The sequence below is a fragment of the Arthrobacter sp. UYEF36 genome, from assembly GCF_040547025.1.
Classification (GTDB): Bacteria; Actinomycetota; Actinomycetes; order Actinomycetales; family Micrococcaceae; genus Arthrobacter.
In genome coordinates this window covers 127210-148348 of sequence record NZ_JBEPOX010000003.1, presented here as the reverse complement: position 1 = coordinate 148348, position 21139 = coordinate 127210, and the positions used below count along the sequence as shown (strand labels likewise).

22 protein-coding genes are annotated in these 21139 nt (G+C 68.1%); 16 read left to right on the top strand and 6 right to left on the bottom strand.

What is annotated here, in order from left to right; all coding sequences use genetic code 11:
- Positions 1–3 precede the first annotated feature (3 nt).
- A complete protein-coding gene (locus tag ABIB29_RS07085; RefSeq protein WP_354171352.1) occupies positions 4–714 on the bottom strand; it encodes an arsenate reductase ArsC in 711 nt (236 codons plus the stop codon).
- A gap of 46 nt (positions 715–760) precedes the next feature.
- Positions 761–2146 (bottom strand): NAD(P)-binding domain-containing protein, encoded by a 1386-nt coding sequence (locus ABIB29_RS07080; RefSeq protein ID WP_354171350.1) that lies wholly within the window; start codon positions 2144–2146, stop codon positions 761–763.
- Positions 2147–2238: 92 nt separating this feature from the next.
- Here ABIB29_RS07080 and ABIB29_RS07075 point away from each other — a divergent pair, with 92 nt between their 5' ends.
- From ABIB29_RS07075 to ABIB29_RS07060, 4 genes are all read left to right on the top strand, one after another.
- Positions 2239–2589 carry an ArsR/SmtB family transcription factor gene (locus ABIB29_RS07075; protein ID WP_354171349.1) on the top strand — a complete coding sequence of 117 codons (351 nt, stop codon included), beginning with the start codon at positions 2239–2241 and terminating at the stop codon, positions 2587–2589.
- A 77-nt stretch (positions 2590–2666) separates the two neighbouring features.
- Positions 2667–2867: a hypothetical protein gene (locus ABIB29_RS07070; RefSeq protein ID WP_354171588.1), complete on the top strand. Its 201-nt coding sequence runs from the start codon at positions 2667–2669 to the stop codon at positions 2865–2867.
- A gap of 114 nt (positions 2868–2981) precedes the next feature.
- Positions 2982–4121 (top strand): WD40/YVTN/BNR-like repeat-containing protein, encoded by a 1140-nt coding sequence (locus ABIB29_RS07065; RefSeq protein WP_502915572.1) that lies wholly within the window; start codon positions 2982–2984, stop codon positions 4119–4121.
- A 5-nt stretch (positions 4122–4126) separates the two neighbouring features.
- Positions 4127–4414, top strand: coding sequence for a MoaD/ThiS family protein (locus tag ABIB29_RS07060; RefSeq protein ID WP_354171348.1), 288 nt, complete (start codon positions 4127–4129; stop codon positions 4412–4414).
- Positions 4415–4419: 5 nt separating this feature from the next.
- Here the strand turns inward: ABIB29_RS07060 and ABIB29_RS07055 are convergent, their stop codons facing one another.
- From ABIB29_RS07055 to ABIB29_RS07045, 3 genes are all read right to left on the bottom strand, one after another.
- Positions 4420–4656 (bottom strand): hypothetical protein, encoded by a 237-nt coding sequence (locus ABIB29_RS07055; RefSeq protein ID WP_354171346.1) that lies wholly within the window; start codon positions 4654–4656, stop codon positions 4420–4422.
- Positions 4657–4809: 153 nt separating this feature from the next.
- A complete protein-coding gene (locus ABIB29_RS07050) occupies positions 4810–6504 on the bottom strand; it encodes an alpha-amylase family protein (protein WP_354171344.1) in 1695 nt (564 codons plus the stop codon).
- A complete protein-coding gene (locus tag ABIB29_RS07045; RefSeq protein WP_354171342.1) occupies positions 6501–7496 on the bottom strand; it encodes a TIGR03885 family FMN-dependent LLM class oxidoreductase in 996 nt (331 codons plus the stop codon). Before ABIB29_RS07045 ends, ABIB29_RS07050 begins: the two co-directional genes overlap by 4 nt.
- 108 nt (positions 7497–7604) lie before the next feature.
- On the opposite strand from ABIB29_RS07045, the gene ABIB29_RS07040 reads away from it, so the two are divergent.
- A complete protein-coding gene (locus ABIB29_RS07040) occupies positions 7605–8681 on the top strand; it encodes an ATP-dependent DNA ligase (RefSeq protein WP_354171340.1) in 1077 nt (358 codons plus the stop codon).
- Between the two features lie 150 nt (positions 8682–8831).
- Here ABIB29_RS07040 and ABIB29_RS07035 read toward each other — a convergent pair whose 3' ends face one another.
- Positions 8832–10151 carry an MFS transporter gene (locus ABIB29_RS07035; protein ID WP_354171339.1) on the bottom strand — a complete coding sequence of 440 codons (1320 nt, stop codon included), beginning with the start codon at positions 10149–10151 and terminating at the stop codon, positions 8832–8834.
- 226 nt (positions 10152–10377) lie between these two features.
- Between ABIB29_RS07035 and ABIB29_RS07030 the strand changes: the two genes are divergently transcribed.
- From ABIB29_RS07030 to ABIB29_RS06980, 11 genes are all read left to right on the top strand, one after another.
- Positions 10378–11244 carry an IclR family transcriptional regulator gene (locus ABIB29_RS07030; RefSeq protein WP_502915571.1) on the top strand — a complete coding sequence of 289 codons (867 nt, stop codon included), beginning with the start codon at positions 10378–10380 and terminating at the stop codon, positions 11242–11244.
- 163 nt (positions 11245–11407) lie between these two features.
- Complete coding sequence (locus ABIB29_RS07025; protein WP_354171338.1) at positions 11408–12289, top strand: shikimate dehydrogenase; 882 nt, start codon at positions 11408–11410, stop codon at positions 12287–12289.
- A complete protein-coding gene (locus ABIB29_RS07020; protein ID WP_354171336.1) occupies positions 12289–14223 on the top strand; it encodes a bifunctional sugar phosphate isomerase/epimerase/4-hydroxyphenylpyruvate dioxygenase family protein in 1935 nt (644 codons plus the stop codon). The genes ABIB29_RS07025 and ABIB29_RS07020 overlap by 1 nt, the downstream gene beginning before the upstream one ends.
- A gap of 48 nt (positions 14224–14271) precedes the next feature.
- Positions 14272–15168, top strand: a complete 897-nt coding sequence (pcaH, locus tag ABIB29_RS07015; RefSeq protein WP_502915570.1) for a protocatechuate 3,4-dioxygenase subunit beta — start codon at positions 14272–14274, stop codon at positions 15166–15168.
- Positions 15169–15175: 7 nt separating this feature from the next.
- Positions 15176–15742 (top strand): protocatechuate 3,4-dioxygenase subunit alpha, encoded by a 567-nt coding sequence (gene pcaG / locus ABIB29_RS07010; RefSeq protein ID WP_354171334.1) that lies wholly within the window; start codon positions 15176–15178, stop codon positions 15740–15742.
- Positions 15739–17259 carry a lyase family protein gene (locus ABIB29_RS07005; RefSeq protein WP_354171332.1) on the top strand — a complete coding sequence of 507 codons (1521 nt, stop codon included), beginning with the start codon at positions 15739–15741 and terminating at the stop codon, positions 17257–17259. Before pcaG ends, ABIB29_RS07005 begins: the two co-directional genes overlap by 4 nt.
- Entirely contained in the window at positions 17252–18070 is an 819-nt protein-coding gene (locus tag ABIB29_RS07000; protein ID WP_354171330.1) for an alpha/beta fold hydrolase, read from the top strand. The genes ABIB29_RS07005 and ABIB29_RS07000 overlap by 8 nt, the downstream gene beginning before the upstream one ends.
- Positions 18067–18567: a 4-carboxymuconolactone decarboxylase gene (gene pcaC / locus ABIB29_RS06995; protein WP_354171328.1), complete on the top strand. Its 501-nt coding sequence runs from the start codon at positions 18067–18069 to the stop codon at positions 18565–18567. Before ABIB29_RS07000 ends, pcaC begins: the two co-directional genes overlap by 4 nt.
- Complete coding sequence (locus ABIB29_RS06990) at positions 18564–19775, top strand: thiolase family protein (RefSeq protein ID WP_354171326.1); 1212 nt, start codon at positions 18564–18566, stop codon at positions 19773–19775. Before pcaC ends, ABIB29_RS06990 begins: the two co-directional genes overlap by 4 nt.
- A 4-nt stretch (positions 19776–19779) precedes the next feature.
- A complete protein-coding gene (locus tag ABIB29_RS06985) occupies positions 19780–20439 on the top strand; it encodes a 3-oxoacid CoA-transferase subunit A (RefSeq protein ID WP_354171324.1) in 660 nt (219 codons plus the stop codon).
- Between the two features lies 1 nt (position 20440).
- Complete coding sequence (locus ABIB29_RS06980) at positions 20441–21133, top strand: 3-oxoacid CoA-transferase subunit B (RefSeq protein WP_354171322.1); 693 nt, start codon at positions 20441–20443, stop codon at positions 21131–21133.
- The last annotated feature ends 6 nt before the right edge of the window (positions 21134–21139 follow it).

Sequence of the window (21139 nt, the reverse complement as noted above, 5' to 3'; positions counted from 1 at the left end):
GGCTCAGTCCGCCACGCTGCCGTGGGAGCTGCTGCGGGAAGAGTCCGGCGCGCCCGTGTCGCGGCCACGTGTCTCCAGCAGGGACGAAACGAGGCCCCTGACCCGGTCGTGATTCTGGTCGCGGATCGCCCGGACGGTCTCGACCGGCTGCCCGGAAGGATCCGTGAGGTCCCAGTCCTCGTAGCGTTTGCCCGGGTAGATGGGGCAGGAGTCGCCGCAGCCCATGGTGATCACGACGTCGGAAGCGCGGACCACGTCCTCGGTCAGCGGCTTGGGGTACTCCCGGGACAGGTCCAGCCCCATTTCCTCCATGGCGGTCACCACGGCAGGGTCAAATTCCGACGCCGGCATCGAGCCCGCCGAGCGCACACGGATCCTGCCTTTGGCCTCCACGTTGAGCAGAGCCGCAGCCATCTGGGAGCGGCCGGCGTTCTGGACGCAGACAAAAAGCACCTCGGGAACTTCGCTGACCACGGCATTCTTTGACTTCGCCAGGGCGGCGAGCCGGTCGTTGGCGAAGTGCTCGGTGGTGGCCGGCAGGTACGTGCTGAACTTTGCGGTCCGGGCCAGGGCGGTGTAGGACTCGAAAACGTAGCGCTCGACGGTTTCGCGTGCGAAGACGCCCGTGAATTTCTCGGCCAGGCGGGCACTGATCCGGTGCAGCAGTTCGGTGTTGTCCTGCAGCCCCAGGCTGTGATCAGGGTGGTCGGTCATGGCATTACTCCAGTGTTTTCAGTGGACGAAAGCTAGGGGACAGAGGCTAGTTCTCGCCGGAGCGGCCGTGGGCCAGCCCGGTCGGGAACCCGACGAGGACGGGCTCGGGCGCCCCGCAGCAGGCGCCCGAGGTTTCGGCGACGTCCCCTGCCGGTGCCGCGGCGGCGACGTCGCAGCTGGTGCCGATGTCGGAGGAGCAGACGCCGGTTTCGGGAAGTTCGAGCTGGACGGTGTCGGCAGCTTCCCGGTCCCCGGCCAGGGCCGCGGCGACGGAACGGACCTGCTCGTAGCCGGTGGCGAGCAGGAAGGTCGGTGCCCGCCCGTAGGACTTCATGCCGACAATGTAGAAGTCCTGTTCCGGGTGGGCCAGCATTTTGGCACCGTGCGGCTCGACGGTGCCGCAGGAGTGAAATTCCGGGTCGATCAGCGGGCCGAGCTCCCGCGGGGCTTCGACGCCCGGGTCCAGTTCCAGCCGGAGTTCCCGGAGGATGTCCAGATCGGGGCGGAAGCCGGTGGCCGGAACCACGACGTCGGCCTCCAGGGTGCGGCTGTCCGTGGAGGTCACGGTGACGGCGCCGCCGGACGCTGCGAGGGCGGCGATCCCGAAACCGGTGTGCAGTTCCACTGCGCCGGACTCGACGAGGCGACGGAGCCGGCTGCCGAGCCGGCCGCGGGCGGCGAGGCCGTCGGCGTCGCCGCCGCCGTAGACCTTGGCGGCGGAGGCGCCGCGGACAGCCCAGAGGATCCTTGTCGCCGGTGACTGGCTCGCGAGTTCGGAGAGGTTGATCAGGGTGTTGGCGGCGGAGTGGCCGGCACCGATCACGAGCGCCGTGCGGCCCTCGAAGCGGTCACGGTCACGGCCCAGGACATCCGGCAGCGGTGAGGAAATCCTGTCAGCTGCGGCGGCTTCGCCGAGGGCGGGCAGACCGGAGGTTCCCAGCGGGTTGCGGGTGGACCAGGTGCCGGACGCGTCGATGACGCCGGCGGCCTGGTAGTCGCGGACTTTGCCGTCGGGGTGTTCGACCCGGACCACAAAAGCTGCGCTGTTGCGGTTGCGGCTGTGGGTCTTGTCCAGGCCCTGTCGGGTCACAGCCACGACGCGGGCGCCGGTGTGCAGCCTGGGCGCGATCGCGGGAACTGCAGCCAGGGGCGTGAGGTACTGGTCGATGAGTTCGCCGCCGAGTGGCAGGACCGTGGCCTCCGGCGCCTTCCAGCCGGTTCCGGCGAGCAGGCGAACGGCTGCCGCGTCAGTGTTGAACTGCCACGGGGAGAACAGCCGGATGTGGCGCCACTGCTCGATGGCGGCGCCCGCGGTTGGGCCGGCCTCAAAAATCAGCGGCTCAAGACCGCGCTCCAAGAGGTGGGCGGCCGCGGCGAGGCCGACCGGGCCCGCTCCGATGACAGCAACGGGAAGATTGGTGGGTCCAGCCATGGTGACCTCTATCCGGATAGATTGATAATGATCGATATGGTGAGTATGTCCCTCTATATCGACGCCTGTCAATGTGAGTGCATAATGGAAGCATGACAACACAGCAGATTGTTGAGTCCACGCCGGCGGAAGCCTGCTGCACCGTGTCCGGGATGCCGGTGCTGGGCGCGGAAGAGGCGCAGGGCAAGGCCCAGCTCTTCAAGGCCCTTGCCGATCCGAACCGTCTGCGGCTGTTGTCCATCGTCAAGGCGGCCGACGGCGGTGAAGCCTGCGTCTGCGACCTCACCGAGCCGCTGGACCTCGGCCAGCCCACGGTGTCCCATCACCTCAAAATCCTCGTGGACGCGGGTCTGCTGCACCGCGAAAAGCGGGGCACCTGGGCCTACTACTCGCTGGTCCCCGGCGCACTGGAGCGCACAGCGGACGTGCTCTCGGCCCTGTAGGCCGCCAGAGCCATGCGGCACTTGAACACCTCCGGTGCGGGGCCTAACGTGGAAGACCTCAGGAAAGGGTGACCGCCGTGGAAATCTTCATGTGGTGGCTGGATCTGGATCTGGCGAGCAAGGAGTGGCTGCGGGAGAACCTGCGGGCCGCCGAGCTGCCGCTGGCCGTGCTGCAAGGCATTGCTGAAGCCGGTGGTCCCCACCCCGATGACGTTTCCGGGGTGCTCACCGACGCCGACTGGGATTTCATCGAGACGCAGTCCGAATTCGTCGACTGACTCGCCCGTCCCGAAGACAATACGGACGGCCGGCTCCGAGCTACAGCCCCGGGCGGGGACAAACCCGAGCGAAAACCATTGCGGGCATCTTCCGGTGGTGGTTCCATAAGGGGCATGGCTACCGCAGAGAGTTATGTCCTGGCAATCGGCACCAAGAAAGGTCTCTGGCTCGCGACGAGCCCGGACCGCAAAGACTGGTCCCTTTCCGGCCCGCACTTCCTGATGAGTGAAGTCCCGAGCATCGGCATCGACACGAGAGACGGCCGGACCCGCATTCTGGTCGGCGTGCGTTCGGAGCACTGGGGACCCACCGTGTTCCACTCCGACGACCTGGGCGAAACGTGGAACGAGCCCGAGGAAGGCGCCATCCGCTTCCCCGAAGGCACGGACGCTGCCTTGGAACGCGTCTGGCAGATCCACCCCGACGCCGCATCCCGCCCCGGGGTCGTCTGGGCCGGCTGCGAGCCGATTTCGGTCTGGAAATCCACCGACGGCGGCGAACACTTCGAGCTCAACCGCGGCCTCTGGGACCACCCGCACCGCGCTGACTGGGGCGCCGGCTACGGCGGCGCCGCGGCACACTCAATCGTCGTCGACCACACCGGCGCGAAGGTGCACGTCGCGATGAGCACCGGCGGCGTCTACCGCTCGCTCGACGGCGGCAGTTCGTGGGAGCCGCGCAACAAGGGCATCTCCGCCTATTTCATGCCCGACCCCAACCCGGAATTCGGCCAGTGCGTGCACAAGATCGCGGCCGATGCCGCCGTCGACGGCCGCCTCTATGCGCAGAACCACCACGGCGTCTATCGCAGCGACGACGACGCCGAGAGCTGGGAGTCGATCGCGGAAGGGCTGCCGGCGGACTTCGGCTTCGTGATGCTCACGCATCCCCGCCGGGCGGGCACCGCCTGGGTAATCCCGCTGAAGGCCGACGGCGAGAGGATCCCGCCGGAGGGCAAACTGGCGGTCCACCGGACCGACGACGCGGGCGCGAGCTGGAAGCGGCTTGACGACGGACTCCCGGCAGCGGAATTCAACTCCGTACTCCGTGACGCCGCTTGCGTCGACGCGGCGGAACCGGCCGGCGTGTACTTCGGCACGCGCGGCGGCAGCGTCTACGCCAGCGCCGACGAGGGGGAACACTTCGCCGAGGTGGCATCGCATCTGCCGGACGTGCTGTGCGTGCGGGCCACGGCCGTCGCCCCGGCCGTCCTCTCCGGTTCCGCGGGGCCCGGCGCCGCCGTGAGCGCCTGAGACCCGTGGCCGGCATCAGTGTGGTGCTGCCCAGTGTGCTCCAGCCGCTGGCCGGCGGGCAGTCCTTCCTGACTGCGCCCGCAGACACCGCGGTGACGGTGGAGGGTGTGCTGGACGTGGTGACCGGGGAGTACCCGGCGCTGTCGAGGCGGTTGCGGGATGAGACCGGGGCGATCCGACGCTACGTGAATATATACGTCAACGGGAATGAGATTCGCCGCCTGCAGGGCCTGGCCACCGAGGTTTTCCCGGGACAGGAGGTCCTGATCATCCAGTCCGTCGCGGGGGGCTAGCAGTCTCAGGCGACCCGCCAGAGACTGCACTCGTCCGTGTTGATGGCCTTCCGGGTTCCGGACTGCCGGTCCATGATCCAGACCACCCCGATACCGGGTGCGGTTTCCTGGACGCTGCCGCGGCGGATCACGACGTCGTCGTAATTCGGGCCGACCCTAAGGCGCGCCTCGATCTCGTCGCCGCGGTGCAGCTGATCCAGGGCACGGATGCGCGTTACATGGGCTTTGGCTTCCTTCAACATGGCGGGGCTCCTGGACTGGAGAGTAGTGCCTGCTCTTGCCGGCACTTTCAGTGTCCTGCGCCAATGTTGCCGCCGCGTTTCGGCCCGGTAAGACGTGGGTAAGCGTTCGACGCCGGCGGAGTTACCGGCGTCGTCGACCCGGCTGCCGGAGCCTCACGGGATGTAGCGTTCCCCCGGGCGCTGGATCCGGAACCACCGGTAGCCGTAACGGTCCAGCTCAAGCTCGAAACCGCCGTCGTGTGCCAGCTCGACGTCCTCCCCGTCCAGCAGATCCCGCAGATAGGCGCCCTCGAAATCCGGCTCCGGGTCCCCGGCGGAGGTCAGGTTCGCTGCCACGGAGGCTGGCTCCGCCCCGAAGTTGTGGGCCAGCACGACGGTTGAGCCGCCCCAGGTGCACCGGTGCAGAAGCACCTTGTCGGCGGGTTGCTTGACGAGTTCGAAGTCGCCCCACCCCAGTTCGGGGCTTTCCCGGTAGCGCTGGATCAGCGTGGCCATGAAGTTCCACAGTGAGTCGGGATCCCTCTTCGCAGCGGCGGCGTTGATGTTCTTCGGCGCGAAGTAGCCGTCCACCACCTGTGCCACGAGATCCTCTGCTGGCGCAGTCGAAAATCCGCCGTTCTCGGTGTCATTCCATTGCATGGGGGACCGCACGGCCGAGCGGCCCTTCGCCGTCAGGTCCTCGCCCATGCCGATCTCCTCGCCGTAGAACAGCACCGGGGTTCCGGGCAGCGCGAACATCAGCGAGTAGACCATGCGGATCCGGGCGGGGTCGCCGTTGAGCATGGTGGGCAGCCGGCGGCGCAGGCCGCGGCCGTACATCTGCATGTCCTCGTCCGGTCCGAACGCGGCAAAAACCTCCTCGCGCTCGGCGTCGCTGAGTTTGTCCAGGGTCAGCTCGTCGTGGTTGCGGACGAACATGGCCCACTGGTTGTCCGGGTGGATCTTCGGACGGGAGCTGAGCGTCTTGGCCAACGGCCGGGCGTCCTCCCGGGCGAGGGACAAGTACAGGTTTTGCATGGACAGGAAGTCGAACTGCATGTTCAGCTCGTTTCCTGCCGCGCCGCCGAAGTACTTCACCTGATCCTTGTAGGGCACGTTGACTTCGCCCAGCAGCACGCCACCGCCGTTGCGGCGGTTGAGGAAGCTGCGGAGCGCGCTGAGGTAGTCGTGCGGATCGACCTGCGCCGAGCCTTCCTTGGACGTGCCCTGCAGTTCCAGGAAGAACGGGACCGCGTCCAGCCGGAAGCCGTCCAGTCCCAGCTGCAGCCAGAACCCCATGGACTTGGCGATCTCGTCCCGGACCTTGGGATTGGCCACGTTCAGGTCCGGCTGATGCTTGGCGAACATGTGCAGGTACCACTCGCCGGTGGCCTTGTCCTGGGTCCAGATGGACGTCTCCTCGCCGGGGAACACCACCTGCTCGGAGGTATCCGGCGGGGTGTCCTTGCGCCAGACGTAGTAATCGCGGAACGGGTTGTCCACCGACTTGCGGGACTCCACGAACCAGGGGTGCTTGTCCGAGGTGTGGTTGAGGACGAAGTCCGCGATCACCCGCATCCCCCGGTCCTTCGCGGTCCGGATGAACTCCACCACGTCGCCCAGGGTGCCCAGCCGCCGGTCCACGCCGTACAGGTCCGTCACGTCGTAGCCGTCGTCCTTGTCCGGAGTGGGGTAGAACGGCATCAGCCAGATGCACGTCACTCCCAGGGCCGCGAGATAGTCCACGCGCTGGATCAGGCCGCCGAAATCCCCGGTGCCGTCGCCGTCGCCATCGAAGAACGTCTCCGGATCCAGGCAGTAGATAACGGCGTTCTTCCACCAAAGGTCCGAGGTCTCGGCGATCCTCACAGCAGCACCTCCCGGTCCTGCCGCGGGTTCCCGGACCCACGAAGCTGCGGGAGGACCTGCTCCGCGAAGGCATGGATGAACGGCGCCTGCTCCTGCCCGACGAAGTGCAGGTACAGCTCGTCGAAGCCGAGCTCGACATATTCGGCCAGCCACTGCGCGTGCTGCCCGGGGTCCGCGGAGATGTTCACGACGTTCCGGACCTGTTCCTCGCCGACGTCGGCGCTGACGCCGTCGAAGTGGGCCGCCGTCGGGAGATCCCAGGGAATGGGCGGGGCGAACACGTTGCTGCGCCACTGGTCCAGGGCAACCCCAACGGCTTCCTGCTCCGTCGGCGCCCAGGACAGGTGCACCTGCAGCACGGCCTTGCCCCGGCCGCCGGCATCGCGGTAGGCGGCGAGCATGTCCTTCAGTTTCGCGTGCGGCTGGTTGACCGTGACCAGCCCGTCCGCCCAGGCTGCCCCCCGGCGCGCTGTTTCCACACTGACAGCAGGCGCAATCAGCGGCGGCTTGATCTCCGGCACATCCCAGATCCTGGCCTGCTGGACGGTGACCAGGCCGTTCCGGGTCACTTCCTTGCCGTCGTGGAGTTCGCGGATGATCTGCACGGCTTCCTCGAGGCGCTGCTGCCGCGTCGCCTTGTCCGGCCAGGCGTCCCCGGTGACGTGCTCGTTCATGTACTCGCCGCTGCCCGGCGCCAGCCAGAACCGGCCGGGGAACATGTCCGCCAGGGTGGCCGAGGCGTGGGCGATGATGGCGGGGTGGTAGCGCTGGCCCGGCGCCGTCACCACGCCGAGGCGCAGGTTGGTGGTTGCCAGCGCGGCCCCGAGCCAGGACCAGGCGAAACCGGAATGCCCCTGCCGCGCGGACCAGGGCTCGATGTGGTCCGAGCACATGGCGGCGTCGAAGCCCGCCTGCTCCGCCAGCTGGACGTCCTTGAGGAGCTGGCCGGGACTGATCTGTTCGTGCGATGCGTGGAAACCGAGGATAGCCATCGTTAATGTCTACCGTCGGCCCGGCCGGTTGTCGAGTAAAGCCTGCCCGGCCGAGCCCTGCCCGGCCTGCCTCTGGCGGGCGGCGCGGTGCGCGGCCACAATAGGCCTATGCGACTGCCGCTGATGCCCCCGATCGCGCCCATGCTGGCGAAAGCCGTGACGTCCCTGCCCGACGGCGCGCTGATGTTCGAGCCGAAGTGGGACGGGTTCCGGGCCATCATCTTCCGCGACGGCGGCGACGTGGAGATCGGCAGCCGCAACGGCAAGCCCCTGACCCGCTACTTCCCGGAACTGGTCGAGGCGTTGAAGGCAAACCTCCCGCAGCGCTGCGTGCTCGACGGCGAGATCATTATGGTCGGCACCTCAGGCGACCGGCTCGACTTCGACACCCTGCAGCAGCGGATCCATCCCGCGGCGAGCCGGGTCCGGCTGCTGGCCGAACAGACGCCGGCGAGTTTTGTCGCGTTCGATCTGCTGGCGCTCGATGACGAGGACCTCACCGCGCATCCTTTCGCCGAGCGGCGCGCGGCGTTGGAACGAGCACTCGCCGGGAGTGCGGCTCCGATCCACCTCACCGCCGCAACACAGGACAAGGGAACGGCCGAGGACTGGTTCCACCAGTTCGAGGGGGCCGGGCTCGACGGCATCGTGGCCAAGCCGCTGGACGGGGCATACCTGCCGGACAAGCGCTCCATGTTCAAGGTCAAGCACGCACGCACCGCAGACTGCGTTCTGGCCGGGTATCGGGTGCACACCTCCGGGCCGGACCGGATCGGTTCGCTGTTGCTGGGGCTCTACGACGACGCCGGCGGACTCGCGAACGTGGGCGTGGTGGGGGCCTTCCCGATGCAACGCCGCAAGGAACTTTTCGAGGAGCTCCAGCCGCTGGTAACCAGCTTCGAGGAGCATCCCTGGCACGGGGACCGGCAGGAGGAAGGAAACCGGACCCCGCGCAATGCCGAGGGCAGCCGGTGGAGCGGAGGCAAGGACCTCTCCTTCACCCCGCTCCGGCCGGAGCGGGTGCTGGAAGTGAAATACGACCACATGGAAGGCGAGCGGTTCCGCCACACCGCGCAGTTTGTCCGCTGGCGCCCGGACCGGGATCCGCGTTCGTGCACCTACGAACAGCTCGAGGAGCCGGTCAGCTACCATCTGGCCGCAGTGCTGGGGACGGGCAGGGGCTGACCCCGGCTGTGCGGACCGGCCGTAGCCGCTCCGGCCCAGTTCCACTTTGCCCTGCCCCCGGGGACATGGAAAAGCCCGGCGTGTCCTGTGAACACGCCGGGCTTCCGGTGCTGCGGCCCGGAGTAACCGGGCCGGAATGCTGCGGCCGGGTTACTTGAGGCCGAGCTCCTTGGTGGGAATCTTGAAGGATTCCTTGGCGGTCAGGGCCGAGACGGCCGAGATGACGCAGATGACAGCGGTGAAGATGCTGATCTGGACCCAGCCCCCGGGCTTGATGCCGCCCATCGCCGCGACGATTGCCGGGGCGAAGCCTGCCATCAGGAAGCCGAGCTGCGTGCCGATGGCCAGGCCGGAGAAACGGACCTTGGTGCTGAACATTTCGGCGTAGAAGGCGGGCCAGACAGCGTTGGAGGCTGCGTAGCCGAAGGAGAAGAAGCCGATTGCGGCCAGGAACATCAGCGGGACGCTGCCGGACTCGAGACTGAGCAGGAACAGCGGAGTCAGGACCGCACTGGCCAGGGCGCCGTAGATGAAGACCGGCTTGCGGCCGATCCGGTCCGCGAGCTTGCCGAAGAGCGGCTGGGTGCCGAGGGCGACCACGTTGGCGCCGACCACGAGCCAGAGGGTGGTGGTGCCGTCCACGCCGGCGACGGTCTTCGCGTAGGCGATGGCCAGGGTGCCGAACACCGTGGAGACGGCGGCGATGAACGCGCAGGCCACGACGCGGAGGACGTCACGCCAGTGGTGCTTGAGCAGGTCTGCGACGGGGAGCTTGGAGATCTGCGCAGTTTTCTGGGCTTCCTCAAAGGCCGGGGGCTCGTGCAGGGTGCGGCGGATGAAGAACGCAACAATCACCACGACGGCGCTGAGCCAGAACGGGATGCGCCAGCCGATGCCGTACTTGATCTCATCCGGCAGGGCCAGAACGGGGATGAAGACGAGGGCTGCGAGGATCTGGCCGCCCTGGGTCCCGGTGAGCGTCCAGGAGGTGAAGAAGGCACGGCGGTTGTCCGGGGCGTGCTCCAGTGTCATGGAGGAGGCGCCGGCCTGCTCGCCGGCAGCGGAGAGGCCCTGGCAGAGGCGCGCCAGCACCAGCAGGGCCGGAGCCCACCAGCCGATCGTGTTGAAGTCCGGCAGGCAGCCGATCAGGAACGTGGAAGCGCCCATCAGCAGGAGCGTAAACATGAGGACCTTGCGGCGGCCCACCCGGTCACCGAAGTGGCCCAGGATGACGGCGCCGACCGGCCGGGCAACGTAGGCGAAGCCGAACGTCGCGAAGGACATGATCGCCGCGTTGGCGCCGGCGTCGGGGAAGAAGACTGTGGGGAAGATCAGTGCAGCGGCGGATCCGAAGATGAAGAAGTCGTAGTACTCGACGGCGCTGCCCAGGAAACTGGCGAGGGCTGCCTTCTTCGGCGTCCCTGCCGGTGTGTCAGTGCCCGGCGTCGTAGACGGGAGTGTCTGGCTCATGGTGTTCCTTTGTGTAACGACATTGTCGCGGATGGATCAGGAAGGTCTCGGCCGCCGCTGGCTTTTAGGGGTGCGGCAGCAGGAGGTTCGTGGAAAGACCCGGACGAGTAGCCACATTGTGGGAGCTACTTGTGCGATGTAGCAATCATGACTGTGAGGGTGGTCACTTGTCAACAAAAATAATCACCATCTAGAAATAGCTCTCACCATGTGAGAGCATTGGGTCATGAGTGTGAATCAAGACACAGAAGCGGACGTCGCCGCCGCCCCCCATCCAGCCCCTGCGGGCATCGACTCCACGGCCGGCGGGAAAGCCGGCCCCAAGGCTGCCAAGGAGGACTCCCGCACGGACATGGTCGGGAAAGCCCTGGGGCTGCTGGTCCTGCTCGGCGACGAGCCGCGGGGTGCGAGTGCCGCCGAGCTCTCCCGCCGGGCGGCACTTCCCTTCAGCACCACCTACCGCCTGCTGGGTTCGCTGACCCGCGACGGCTTTGTGGACTACGAGCCGGACGGCCGCCGGTACCACCTGGGCCTGCGCATCTTCCAGCTCGGCCAGCGGGTGTCCAACCATCACGGATTCGCCGGGACGGCCCTGCCCATCCTGCGGCGCGTCACGGAGGAGACCGGCGAGGCGACCATCCTCTCGGTGCGCGACGGAAACCACCATCTGACCGTCAACAAAGTGGACGGCCCCCAGACGTTCCGCGTTACGAGCGACCCCGGGCACCTGGGTGCCCTGCACACCACCTCGGTGGGCAAGGCGCTCGTGGCCTTCGCTGACGACGCCACCCGCAGCCAGCTCGTCGAAGAACTCGAGCTGGAGCCGCTCACCGAATTCTCGATCACCGCCCGGGAGGCCTTCCGGGCCGAGATCGAGCTGGTCCGCCAGCGTGGCTATGCCCTCATGGATGAGGAAAACGAGCTGGGCATGCGCGCCGTCGCCGTCCCCGTCTTCAACTCCCAGGGCCATGCTTTTGCCGCACTGGCCACCGCGGTCCCGGTTTTCCGAATGAGTGTGGAGGCCCTCGTGGCACTGGTCCCGCTGCTCCAGGCGGCGGCGGCAGAGCTGTCCGCACGGCTGCCCCAGCAGTGATTTCCGCGGCCCGACCGGCCGGACGCCGTTCCAATTTGTTCGCCAGTAGAACAACAGTGCAACATGTGAACAACTGCGGTACTGTAATCCCCAACACCCGGCCCGCGGCCGGCGCCCCGCGCGTCCCCGCCCGCCGAGTGCCGTTGTCAAAGGAGCTATACGGATGAGCAATCGAGCAGAGTCCTTTCTTGTGGGCCTGATAGGCGATGGCGTGACGCCGTCCCTTACGCCCCCCATGCATGAACGCGAAGGCGACGTGCAGGGCCTCCGGTACCTCTACCGCCCCATCGACCTCACCGAGCTGGAACTTCCCGGCCAGAGCGTCGGCGAGCTCCTGACCGGCGCCTACCGGCTGGGCTTCAACGGATTGAACATCACCCACCCTTGCAAGCAGCTGGTCCTGGAACACCTGGATGAGGTCACTCCGGATGCCCGGCGCCTCGGTGCGGTGAACACGGTAACCATCCGGGACGGCCGCTTCATCGGCCACAACACTGACTTCTCCGGGTTCGCGGCCGCCCTCGCCACGGGCCTGCCGGGAGCAAAACTGAACCGCGTGGTGCAACTGGGCGCCGGGGGAGCCGGCTCCGCCGTCGCCTACGCCCTGCTCACCGCCGGGGTCCGCGAACTGGACCTGGTGGACACAGATCCGGCCCGCTGCGCGGCACGCGCGGCCGAGCTGGCCGGCTTCTTCCCGGACCAGCTGGTCACCGCACGGACGACGGCGGAGCTGCCGCAGCTGATGCCGCTGGCCGACGGTTTGGTGCACTGCACCCCGGTGGGCATGGCCGCCCACCCCGGCGTCCCGCTGGACATGTCCCTCGTGACAGCGCGGCACTGGGTCGCGGATATTGTGTACCGGCCAATTGAAACCGAACTTGTCCGCGAGGCCCGCGCCAGGGGCTGCGACGTGCTCGACGGCGGCCGGATGGCCGTGGGACAGGCCGCCGACGCCTTCCGCATCTTCACCGGCCTCGAGGCCGATGCGGAGCGGATGCGCACCCACTTCCTGGAACTCGTCGCCGCCGAAGAGGTGGCCGCCTGATGCGCACCGGAATCGCCACCGTCTGCCTCTCGGGCACCCTGCGGGAAAAGATGCAGGCCTGCGCCATTGCGGGCTTCGACGGGATCGAAATCTTCGAACAGGACCTCGTCACCTCCCCGCTGAGCCCGGAGGAGGTCCGGAAAATGGCCGCCGGCCTCGGCCTGACCCTGGACCTCTACCAGCCGTTCCGCGACTTCGACAGTGTGCCGGAGGAACTGCTCGCCGCCAACCTGCGCCGGGCGGAAGCGAAGTTCCGGCTGATGTCCCGGCTCGGCATGGACACCATCCTGGTCTGCTCCAACGTGGCCACCGCCAGCATCGATGACGACGGACTCCGGGCCGAACAGCTCGCCGCCCTCGCCGCCCTCGCCCAGGACCACGGCGTCAAGGTGGCTTATGAGGCGCTGGCCTGGGGAAAGTACGTCAGCGACTACGAGCACGCCCACCGTCTGGTGGAAGCGGTGGACCACCCGAACCTGGGCACCTGCCTTGACTCGTTCCACATCCTCTCCCGCGACTGGGACACCGCCCCGATCGAATCCTTCAACCCGGAGAAGATCTTCTTCGTCCAGGTGGCCGATGCTCCCAAACTGTCCATGGATGTACTGTCCTGGAGCCGGCACTACCGGGTCTTCCCGGGCGAAGGGCAGTTCGAACTCGCCAAATTCCTCGGCCACGTGGTCCGGGCCGGCTACACCGGCCCGGTGTCCCTGGAGGTCTTCAACGACGTCTTCCGCCAGTCCGACGTCGAACGCACCGCCGTGGATGCCATGCGCTCGCTGATCTGGCTCGAGGAGCAGAGCGCCAAGTGGCTGGACGCGGCTCCGGCTGCCGGAAATGTCGCCGGTACCCGACCGGCCGGCCGCCGCCGTTACCCAATGGAACTGGCCACGCTGCCGCAGGTGGCCGAGCCGGCCGGCTTCAACTTCGCCGAGGTCAGGGCCGCGGACACCGCCGGACTTGAGTCCCTGCTGGGCCAGTTGGGATTTGCGTTCAACGGGCGCCACCGGACCAAGAATGTGCAATTGTGGACCATGGGCCACGCCCGCTTGATCATCAATGAGGAGTCTGCCGAGGACCCCCAGGCAGCTGGCGCGCCCGCTATTTCTGCGTTGGGCTTCGACGTCGATTCCCCCGTGATTGCCGCGGCCCGGGCCCAGCAGCTCAAGGCCCCGGCCGTGCCGCGCAAGAGCCAGGCCGACGAGGAAGTTTTCCAGGGTTTCGCCGCCCCGGACTCCACCGAAATCTTCCTGTGCCAGGGCAGCCCCGACGGCACTGCCGTGTGGACCCGCGAATTCGGCGAGGGACTGGACGCCCCGGCGGCGGGGCGGAGCGCCGTGATCGACCACGTGAACCTGGCGCAGCCCTGGCAGCACTTCGACGAAGCCGTCCTCTTCTATACGAGCGCCCTGGCCCTGGAGCCGCAGCCGTACGCGGAAGTCGCCAGCCCCACCGGCCTGGTCCGGTCCCAGGTGATGCTCACCCGCGACCGCGGCGTCCGCCTGGTGCTGAACCTTGCCCCGCTGATCCAGCGCGACGGTGCCGGCCCCGGCCCGGATGTGGCAGCCGGCACCGGCCAGCGCCGGACCTACCAGGAACACATCGCCTTCGCCGTGGATGACCTGGTGGCAACGGCCCGCGCCGCGAAAGACCGCGGCCTTGATTTCCTCCAGATCCCGGAGAACTACTACGAGGACCTCGACGCGCGGTTCGACCTGGACCCGTCCTTCCTGGCCACCCTCCGGGAACTCAACCTGCTCTACGACCGCGACGCCGACGGCGAGTTCCTGCACTTCTACACCGCCACCGTCGGCAGTGTGTTCTTCGAAATGGTGGAGCGCCGCGGATCCTACGGCGGCTACGGGGCGCCCAACGCCCCGGTGCGGCACGCCGTCCAGTACGACCACCTGCACCAGCTGAACCTTATTTCCTGACCGGCCATGGCAAAACCAACCATCAACACCCAACGAAAGGAGGCTGCTGTGCCTGAAGAACTCAACCTCGAGATCTACAACCCGGATCCGCTCACCGAAGACGTGTCCGACGAAGCCACGGAGGCCGCACCGAAGACGTATGCGCCCCTGGATGCGGCCGCGGAGTCGCAGGCGGACCTCAGTGCCGAGATGAAGGCCATCGGCGAGGCTTACGCGCAGGCGCTCAAAAACGGCGCCCCGGCAGAGATCCAGCCCCGGCTGGACTATGCACCGTACCGCAGCAGCGTCCTGCGCCACCCCACCAAGGACCTGCACCACGCGGACCCGGAAACCATTGAGCTGTACTCTCCGGCGTTCGGACACATGGACGTGCACGCGCTGGAAGCGGACCTGACCATCCAGCACAACGGTGAACCGCTCGGCGAACGCATCGTCGTCTCCGGCCGCGTGCTCGACGGCGACGGCCGTCCCGTCGCCGGCCAGCTGGTGGAGATCTGGCAGGCGAATTCCGCCGGCCGCTACATCCACAAACGGGACCAGCACCCGGCCCCGCTGGACCCCAACTTCACCGGCGTCGGCCGTTGCATCACGGGCGCCGACGGCTCCTACAGCTTCACCACAATCAAGCCCGGCGCCTACCCGTGGAAGAACCACCTCAACGCCTGGCGCCCGGCCCACATCCACTTCTCCCTGTTCGGGCAGGAGTTTACCCAACGGATCGTCACCCAGATGTACTTCCCCGGCGACCAGCTCTTCCCGCTGGACCCGATCTACCAGTCGATTGTCGACCAGGACGCCCGGGACCGGCTTGTGGCCACCTACAACCACGAGCAGACCAAGCCCGAGTGGGCCCTGGCGTACAACTGGGACATCGTCCTGACCGGGTCGAAGCGGACCTGGACAGAGAACGAGGCATTGGGCGCAGCAGGAGACGACAATGAATAAGGCCAGCATGAGTAAACTCACCCCGACACCAGGCCAGACCGTAGGCCCCTTTTACGGCTACGCGCTGCCCTACACCAGGGACCGCGAGCTGCTGGCCCCCGGCTCCCCGGGCTCCATCCGGCTCCAGGGCACCGTCTACGACGGCGCCGGGCACCCCATCCCGGACGCGATCCTGGAAATCTGGCAGGCGGACGCCGAGGGAAAGGTCCCGCACCACACGGGTTCGCTCGTGCGTGACGGCTACACCTTCACCGGCTTCGGCCGCAGCGCCGTGGGCAACACCGGCGTCTTCACCTTCACCACGGTCAACCCCGGCCCCACCGAGGAAGGCGCAGCGCCGTTCATCTCCGTCGCGGTCTTCGCCCGCGGCCTCATGAACCGGCTCTTCACCCGGATCTACCTGCCGGAGAACGAGGAGGCCCTGGCCGCGGATCCGCTGCTGTCCTCGCTGGATCCGGAACGCCGCAAGACGCTGATCGCCCGCCGCGACGCCGACGGCGGCCTGACCTGGGATATCCGGCTTCAGGGCGCGGGCGAAACGGTGTTCCTCGACTTTGAGGGCGCCTCGAAGTGATTCCTCGTGAAACCAGCGGAGCCACCGGAGGCGACGCCGGCCCGCAGGGTGATTTTGGCCTCCTGAGTCCCGTGTCGGCGTCGCCCCTGGTGGCGGCGCTGACCGGGGACCGGGCGGTGCTGGCGGCCATTCTCCGGGTCGAGGCCGCCTGGGCCGTGGTGCTGGAACAGGCAGTCCTCGCCCCGGCCGGGTCCGCCGCAATGGTGGCCGCGGCCGCCGAGGTGGGCCGCTATGACCTCGCGGACCTTGCCGTGCGCGCCCAGGGCGGCGCCAACCCGGTGATCCCGCTGCTGGCGGACCTCCGCAGGCAGGTCAACACCCTTGATACGGCGGGAATCGGTGCCGGGAAAGCCGTGCACACCTCGCTGACCAGCCAGGACGTGCTTGACAGTGCCCTCATGCTGCTGTGCAGGGAGGCGGTCCGGGGACTGCTCACCGAGCTCACGGCAGCGACGGCGGCACTGGCCGCCCTCGCCGAAGAGCATGCGGACACCCTGTGCGTGGGCCGCAGCCTCACCCAGCACTCCCTGCCGTTCAGCTTCGGGCTCAAGGCAGCCCAATGGTTCCACGGCCTTGCCGCGGCCGCCCGCCGGCTTGAGGCCCTCGATTTCCCCGTGCAGACCGGGGGAGCGGCCGGGACCCTGGCCGCCGGCACCGTCCTGGCGGCGGGCTCGGGCCTGGGCCCCCTGGATCTCTCCGACCGGCTGGCCGCGGAACTCGGCCTCGCCGCGGTCCCGGCGCCCTGGCACACGAACCGGCTGGCCGTCACCTCCCTTGGCGACGCCCTGGCCGCCGTGACCGACGCTGCGGGCAAGGTCGCCGCCGACGTGCTGTTCCTCAGCCGCCCGGAAGTCGCCGAGCTCGCCGAGCCCCGCGCCGCCGGCCGGGGCGGGTCCTCGGCCATGCCGCAGAAGCAGAACCCCGTGCTGTCCGTGCTGGTCCGCAGCGCAGCCCTGCAGGCGCCGGGCCAGGCCGCGCAGCTGCACCTGGCCGCCGCCAACTTCAACGATGAACGCCCTGACGGTGCCTGGCACAGCGAATGGCCGGCGCTGCGCCAGCTCCTCCGCCTCGGCCTCGGCGCCGCCGTGCAGCTCCGCGAACTCGCCGAGGGCCTGCAGGTCTTCCCCGATGCCATGCGGCGCAACCTGGAGCTTTCGGGGCCGCTGCTGCTCAGCGAGGCCGTCACGGCCGCCGTCGCACCGCTCCTGTCCGGCAGCGTCCCGGGTAAGAACAGTGCGGACGGCAAGCAGCGGCTGCAGTCCGTGGTGGACCAGACCCTCCAGGTCCCGGCCGCGGACCAGGCGTCCACCTACCGGCGGCTGCTCCGCGCGGCCGTCCCGACGGAGCTGCTCTCCGACGCCCGGCTGGAGGAGCTGCTCGATCCGGCCAACTACCTCGGCCAGGCCGCCGAAATCTCCCGGCGCATCCTTGCCGCCTACCCGGAATACGGCGTCCCGCACGCCGGATCCCACACCCCATCACCGACCCCCGAGCTGAACGGAGCCTCCCGTGGCTAGACCAACAGTCAAGGCAGTACTGCTGTCGCCCCAGCGCCCGCTGGGCGACAAGCCCCTCCTCGTGGTGGGCCCGTCCCTGGGCACGTCCACGTTGCTGTGGACCCAGGCCGGCGCCCTGCTCGGGGACGACGTCGACGTCGTCGCCTGGGACCTGCCGGGCCACGGCATCTCACCGGCCGCGAAGGAGACGTTCACCGTCGCCGAACTGGCCGACGCCGTTGTTGAGCTGGTGGATTCGATCGCCCCCGGGGCGAGGTTCCACTACGCCGGCGTGTCGCTGGGCGGCGCCACCGGCCTGCAGCTGGGCATTAAGCACGGCGAACGGCTTAAAAGCCTGTCCGTGCAGTGCACCGGAGCGAAGCTCGGCACACCCGAGGGCTGGCTGGAACGCGCGGAAACCGTCCGCACCCAGGGCACGCCCGTGATGATCCAGGGATCGGCCCAGCGCTGGTTCGGCCCCGGATTTATGGAACACCAGCCCGAACTCAGCGGCCGGCTGCTGCACAGCCTGCGCGACGCCGACCGGTTCAGCTACGCCTTCTGCTGCGAGGCCCTCGCCGGCTTCGACGTCCGGGACGAGCTCGGCAGCATCAGCGTCCCCACCCAGGCTGTCGCAGGCGCCCAGGACAGCGTTGCCCCGCCGTCCTTCGCCGAGGCGATCGTCGAAGGGATCACCGCAGGCGGCGGCACAGCCAGTGCCATCACCCTCGAAGGGGTGGCACACCTGGCCCCGTTTGAGGCACCCGGCCACGTCGCCGAGCTGCTGCGGAGCCTCATCACGTGGACCGAATCCAGTGGAGCAGCCAAGTGACCGACCCCCAGCAAAACCGCCCCCAGCTCCCCGGTGCAGATCTCAGCGGCGCAGCCCGGAACGGCGTAGTCCAGCCGGACGCCACCAGCCAGGAAATCTACGACGGCGGAATGGTGGTCCGGCGCGAGGTGCTCGGTGCCGCGCATGTGGACCGCGCCAACGCCAGCAAGGATTCCTTCACCGAGGACTTCCAGGACATGATCACCCGGATCGCCTGGGGCGGTATCTGGACCCGGCCAGGCCTGACCCGGCAGATGCGCTCCGCCGTCACCATCACCGCGATGGTGGCCCACGGCCATTGGGAAGAACTGGCCATGCACCTCCGCGCGGCCGTCACCAACGGCCTGAGCCGGGACGAGATCAAGGAAATCCTGCTGCAGACCGCCATTTACTGCGGGGTTCCCTCCGCCAACACCGCCTTCAAGACAGCGCAGCAAGTCTTCCATTCCATGGACAACGCCGGAATGGACAACACTGGAATGGACAAAACCTCATGAACCAGGCCTACCTCTACGACGCCGTGCGGACCCCGTTCGGGAAGTTCGGCGGCGGGCTCGCCGGTGTCCGCCCGGACGATCTCGCCGCCCATGTGATCGGTGAAGCGGTGAAGCGCGCGCCGAAGCTCGACGTCGAGCGGATCGATGAGGTGGTTTTCGGCAACGCCAACGGCGCGGGCGAGGAAAACCGCAACATCGCCCGGATGGGCACCCTGCTGGCGGGCCTGCCGGTCTCGATCCCCGGGACCACGGTGAACCGGCTCTGCGGTTCCTCGCTGGACGCGGCGATCATCGCCTCGCGCCAGATCAACACCGGCGACGCCGAACTGATGCTGGTCGGCGGCGCCGAATCGATGTCCCGCGCCCCCTGGGTGCTGCCCAAAACGGAGAAGCCCTACCCGGCCGGGGACATGGCCCTGGTCTCCACCACGCTGGGCTGGCGGCTGGTGAATAAGGCCATGCGCCCGGACTGGACGGTGTCCCTGGGCGAGGCCACCGAACGGCTCCGGGAGAAGTACGGGATCACCCGGCAGGCGCAGGACGAATTCTCCGCCAACTCCCACAACCTCGCCGCCGCGGCCTGGGACGAGGGCTTCTACGACCAGCTCGTCACCATGGTCCCGGGCACGGACCTGACCCGGGATGAGGGCATCCGTGCCGGGTCCTCGGCGGAGAAGCTCGCCGGGCTCAAGACCGTGTTCCGGACCGAGGGCGGCACCGTCACCGCCGGGAACGCCTCGCCGCTCTCCGACGGCGCGTCCGCGGCCTGGCTCGGCTCCGAGAACGCCGCGGGCATCCTGGGCCTGGAGCCGCTGGCCCGGATCGCGGGCCGCGGCGCGCACGCCAACGACCCCCAGTACTTCGGCTACGCCCCGGTGGAGGCCGCGAACAAAGCCCTCGCCAAGGCCGGGATCGGCTGGGACCAGGTCGGCGCCGTCGAACTCAACGAGGCCTTCGCCGCGCAGTCCCTGGCCTGCATCAACGCCTGGGGCATAGACCACTCGATCGTGAACCGGCACGGCGGCGCGATCGCCATGGGCCACCCCCTGGGCGCCTCCGGCGGCCGCATCCTCGGCACCCTGGCCCGGTCCCTGCAGGCCTCCGGTGAACGCTGGGGCGTCGCCGCGATCTGCATCGGCGTCGGCCAGGGCCTCGCCGTCGTCCTCGAAAACATGACCGTTGCCGGAACCAACACCGGAAAGGCATAAGCGAATGCTGAACTTTGTAGACAGCGTCGGCGAGGCTGTCGCCGGCATCAAGGACGGCTCCACCGTCATGATCGGCGGCTTCGGCAACGCCGGCCAGCCGTTCGAACTCATCGACGCGCTGATGGACTGCGGCGCCAAGGACCTCACCGTCGTCAACAACAACGCCGGCCAGGGCGACCAGGGCCTCGCGCTGCTGATTAAGGAAGGCCGGGTGAAGAAAATGATCTGCTCCTTCCCGAGGCAGTCCGACTCCTGGCACTTCGATGCGAAGTTCCGCGCCGGCGAGATCGAACTGGAACTTGTGCCGCAGGGCAACCTCGCCGAGCGGATCCGCGCCGCGGGCGCCGGGATCGGCGGCTTCTTCACCCCCACCGGGTACGGCACCATGCTGGCCGAAGGCAAGGAAACCCGCATCCTGGACGGCCGCGGCCAGGTCTTCGAGACCCCCATCCACGCCGACGTCGCGCTCATCAAGGCGCTCAAGGCCGACGGCGTGGGCAACCTCGTCTACCGCAAGACGGCCCGGAACTTCGGCCCGATCATGGCCGCCGCGGCCAAACACACCGTGGTCCAGGTCTCAGAAATCGTCCCCACGGGCGGCCTCGACCCGGAGATCGTCGTGACCCCCGGAATCTACGTCAACAGCATTGTAAAGGTGGCCTGAGATGAGTAGCCAGTCCAACAGCCAGGCAGGCATTCAGACCTCCGACAAGCCGCTGGGCCGCGATGACCTGGCCCGCCTGGTGGCGCGGGACATTAAGCCCGGCTCCTTCGTGAACCTGGGCATAGGCCAGCCCACCCTGGTCTCCAACTACCTCGAGCCGGAGCAGAACATCACGCTCCACACCGAGAACGGCATGCTGGGCATGGGCCCCGAAGCCACCGGGGACCAGATCGACGGCGACCTCATCAACGCCGGCAAGATCCCGGTGACGGAACTCCCCGGGGCGTCCTACTTCCACCATGCCGACTCCTTCGCGATCATGCGCGGCGGGCATTTGGATATCTGCGTGCTCGGGGCCTTCCAGGTCTCCGCGACCGGCGACCTCGCCAACTGGCACACCGGCGCACCGGACGCGATCCCGGCCGTCGGCGGGGCCATGGACCTCGCCACCGGCGCCAAGGATGTCTTCGTCATGATGACCCTCCTGACCCGCGATGGGATCTCCAAACTCGTCGAGAGCTGCAGCTACCCGCTCACCGGCATCGGCTGTGTGACCCGCGTGTACACGGACAAGGCCGTATTCCTGACCGGTCCCGACGGTGTCGAGGTCCGGGAGACGTTCGGCTGCACCCTCGACGAACTGCAGGACATGGTTCCGCTGCCGCTCCAGGCCGCCGCCGCCGTCGGGAGCTGAGCATCC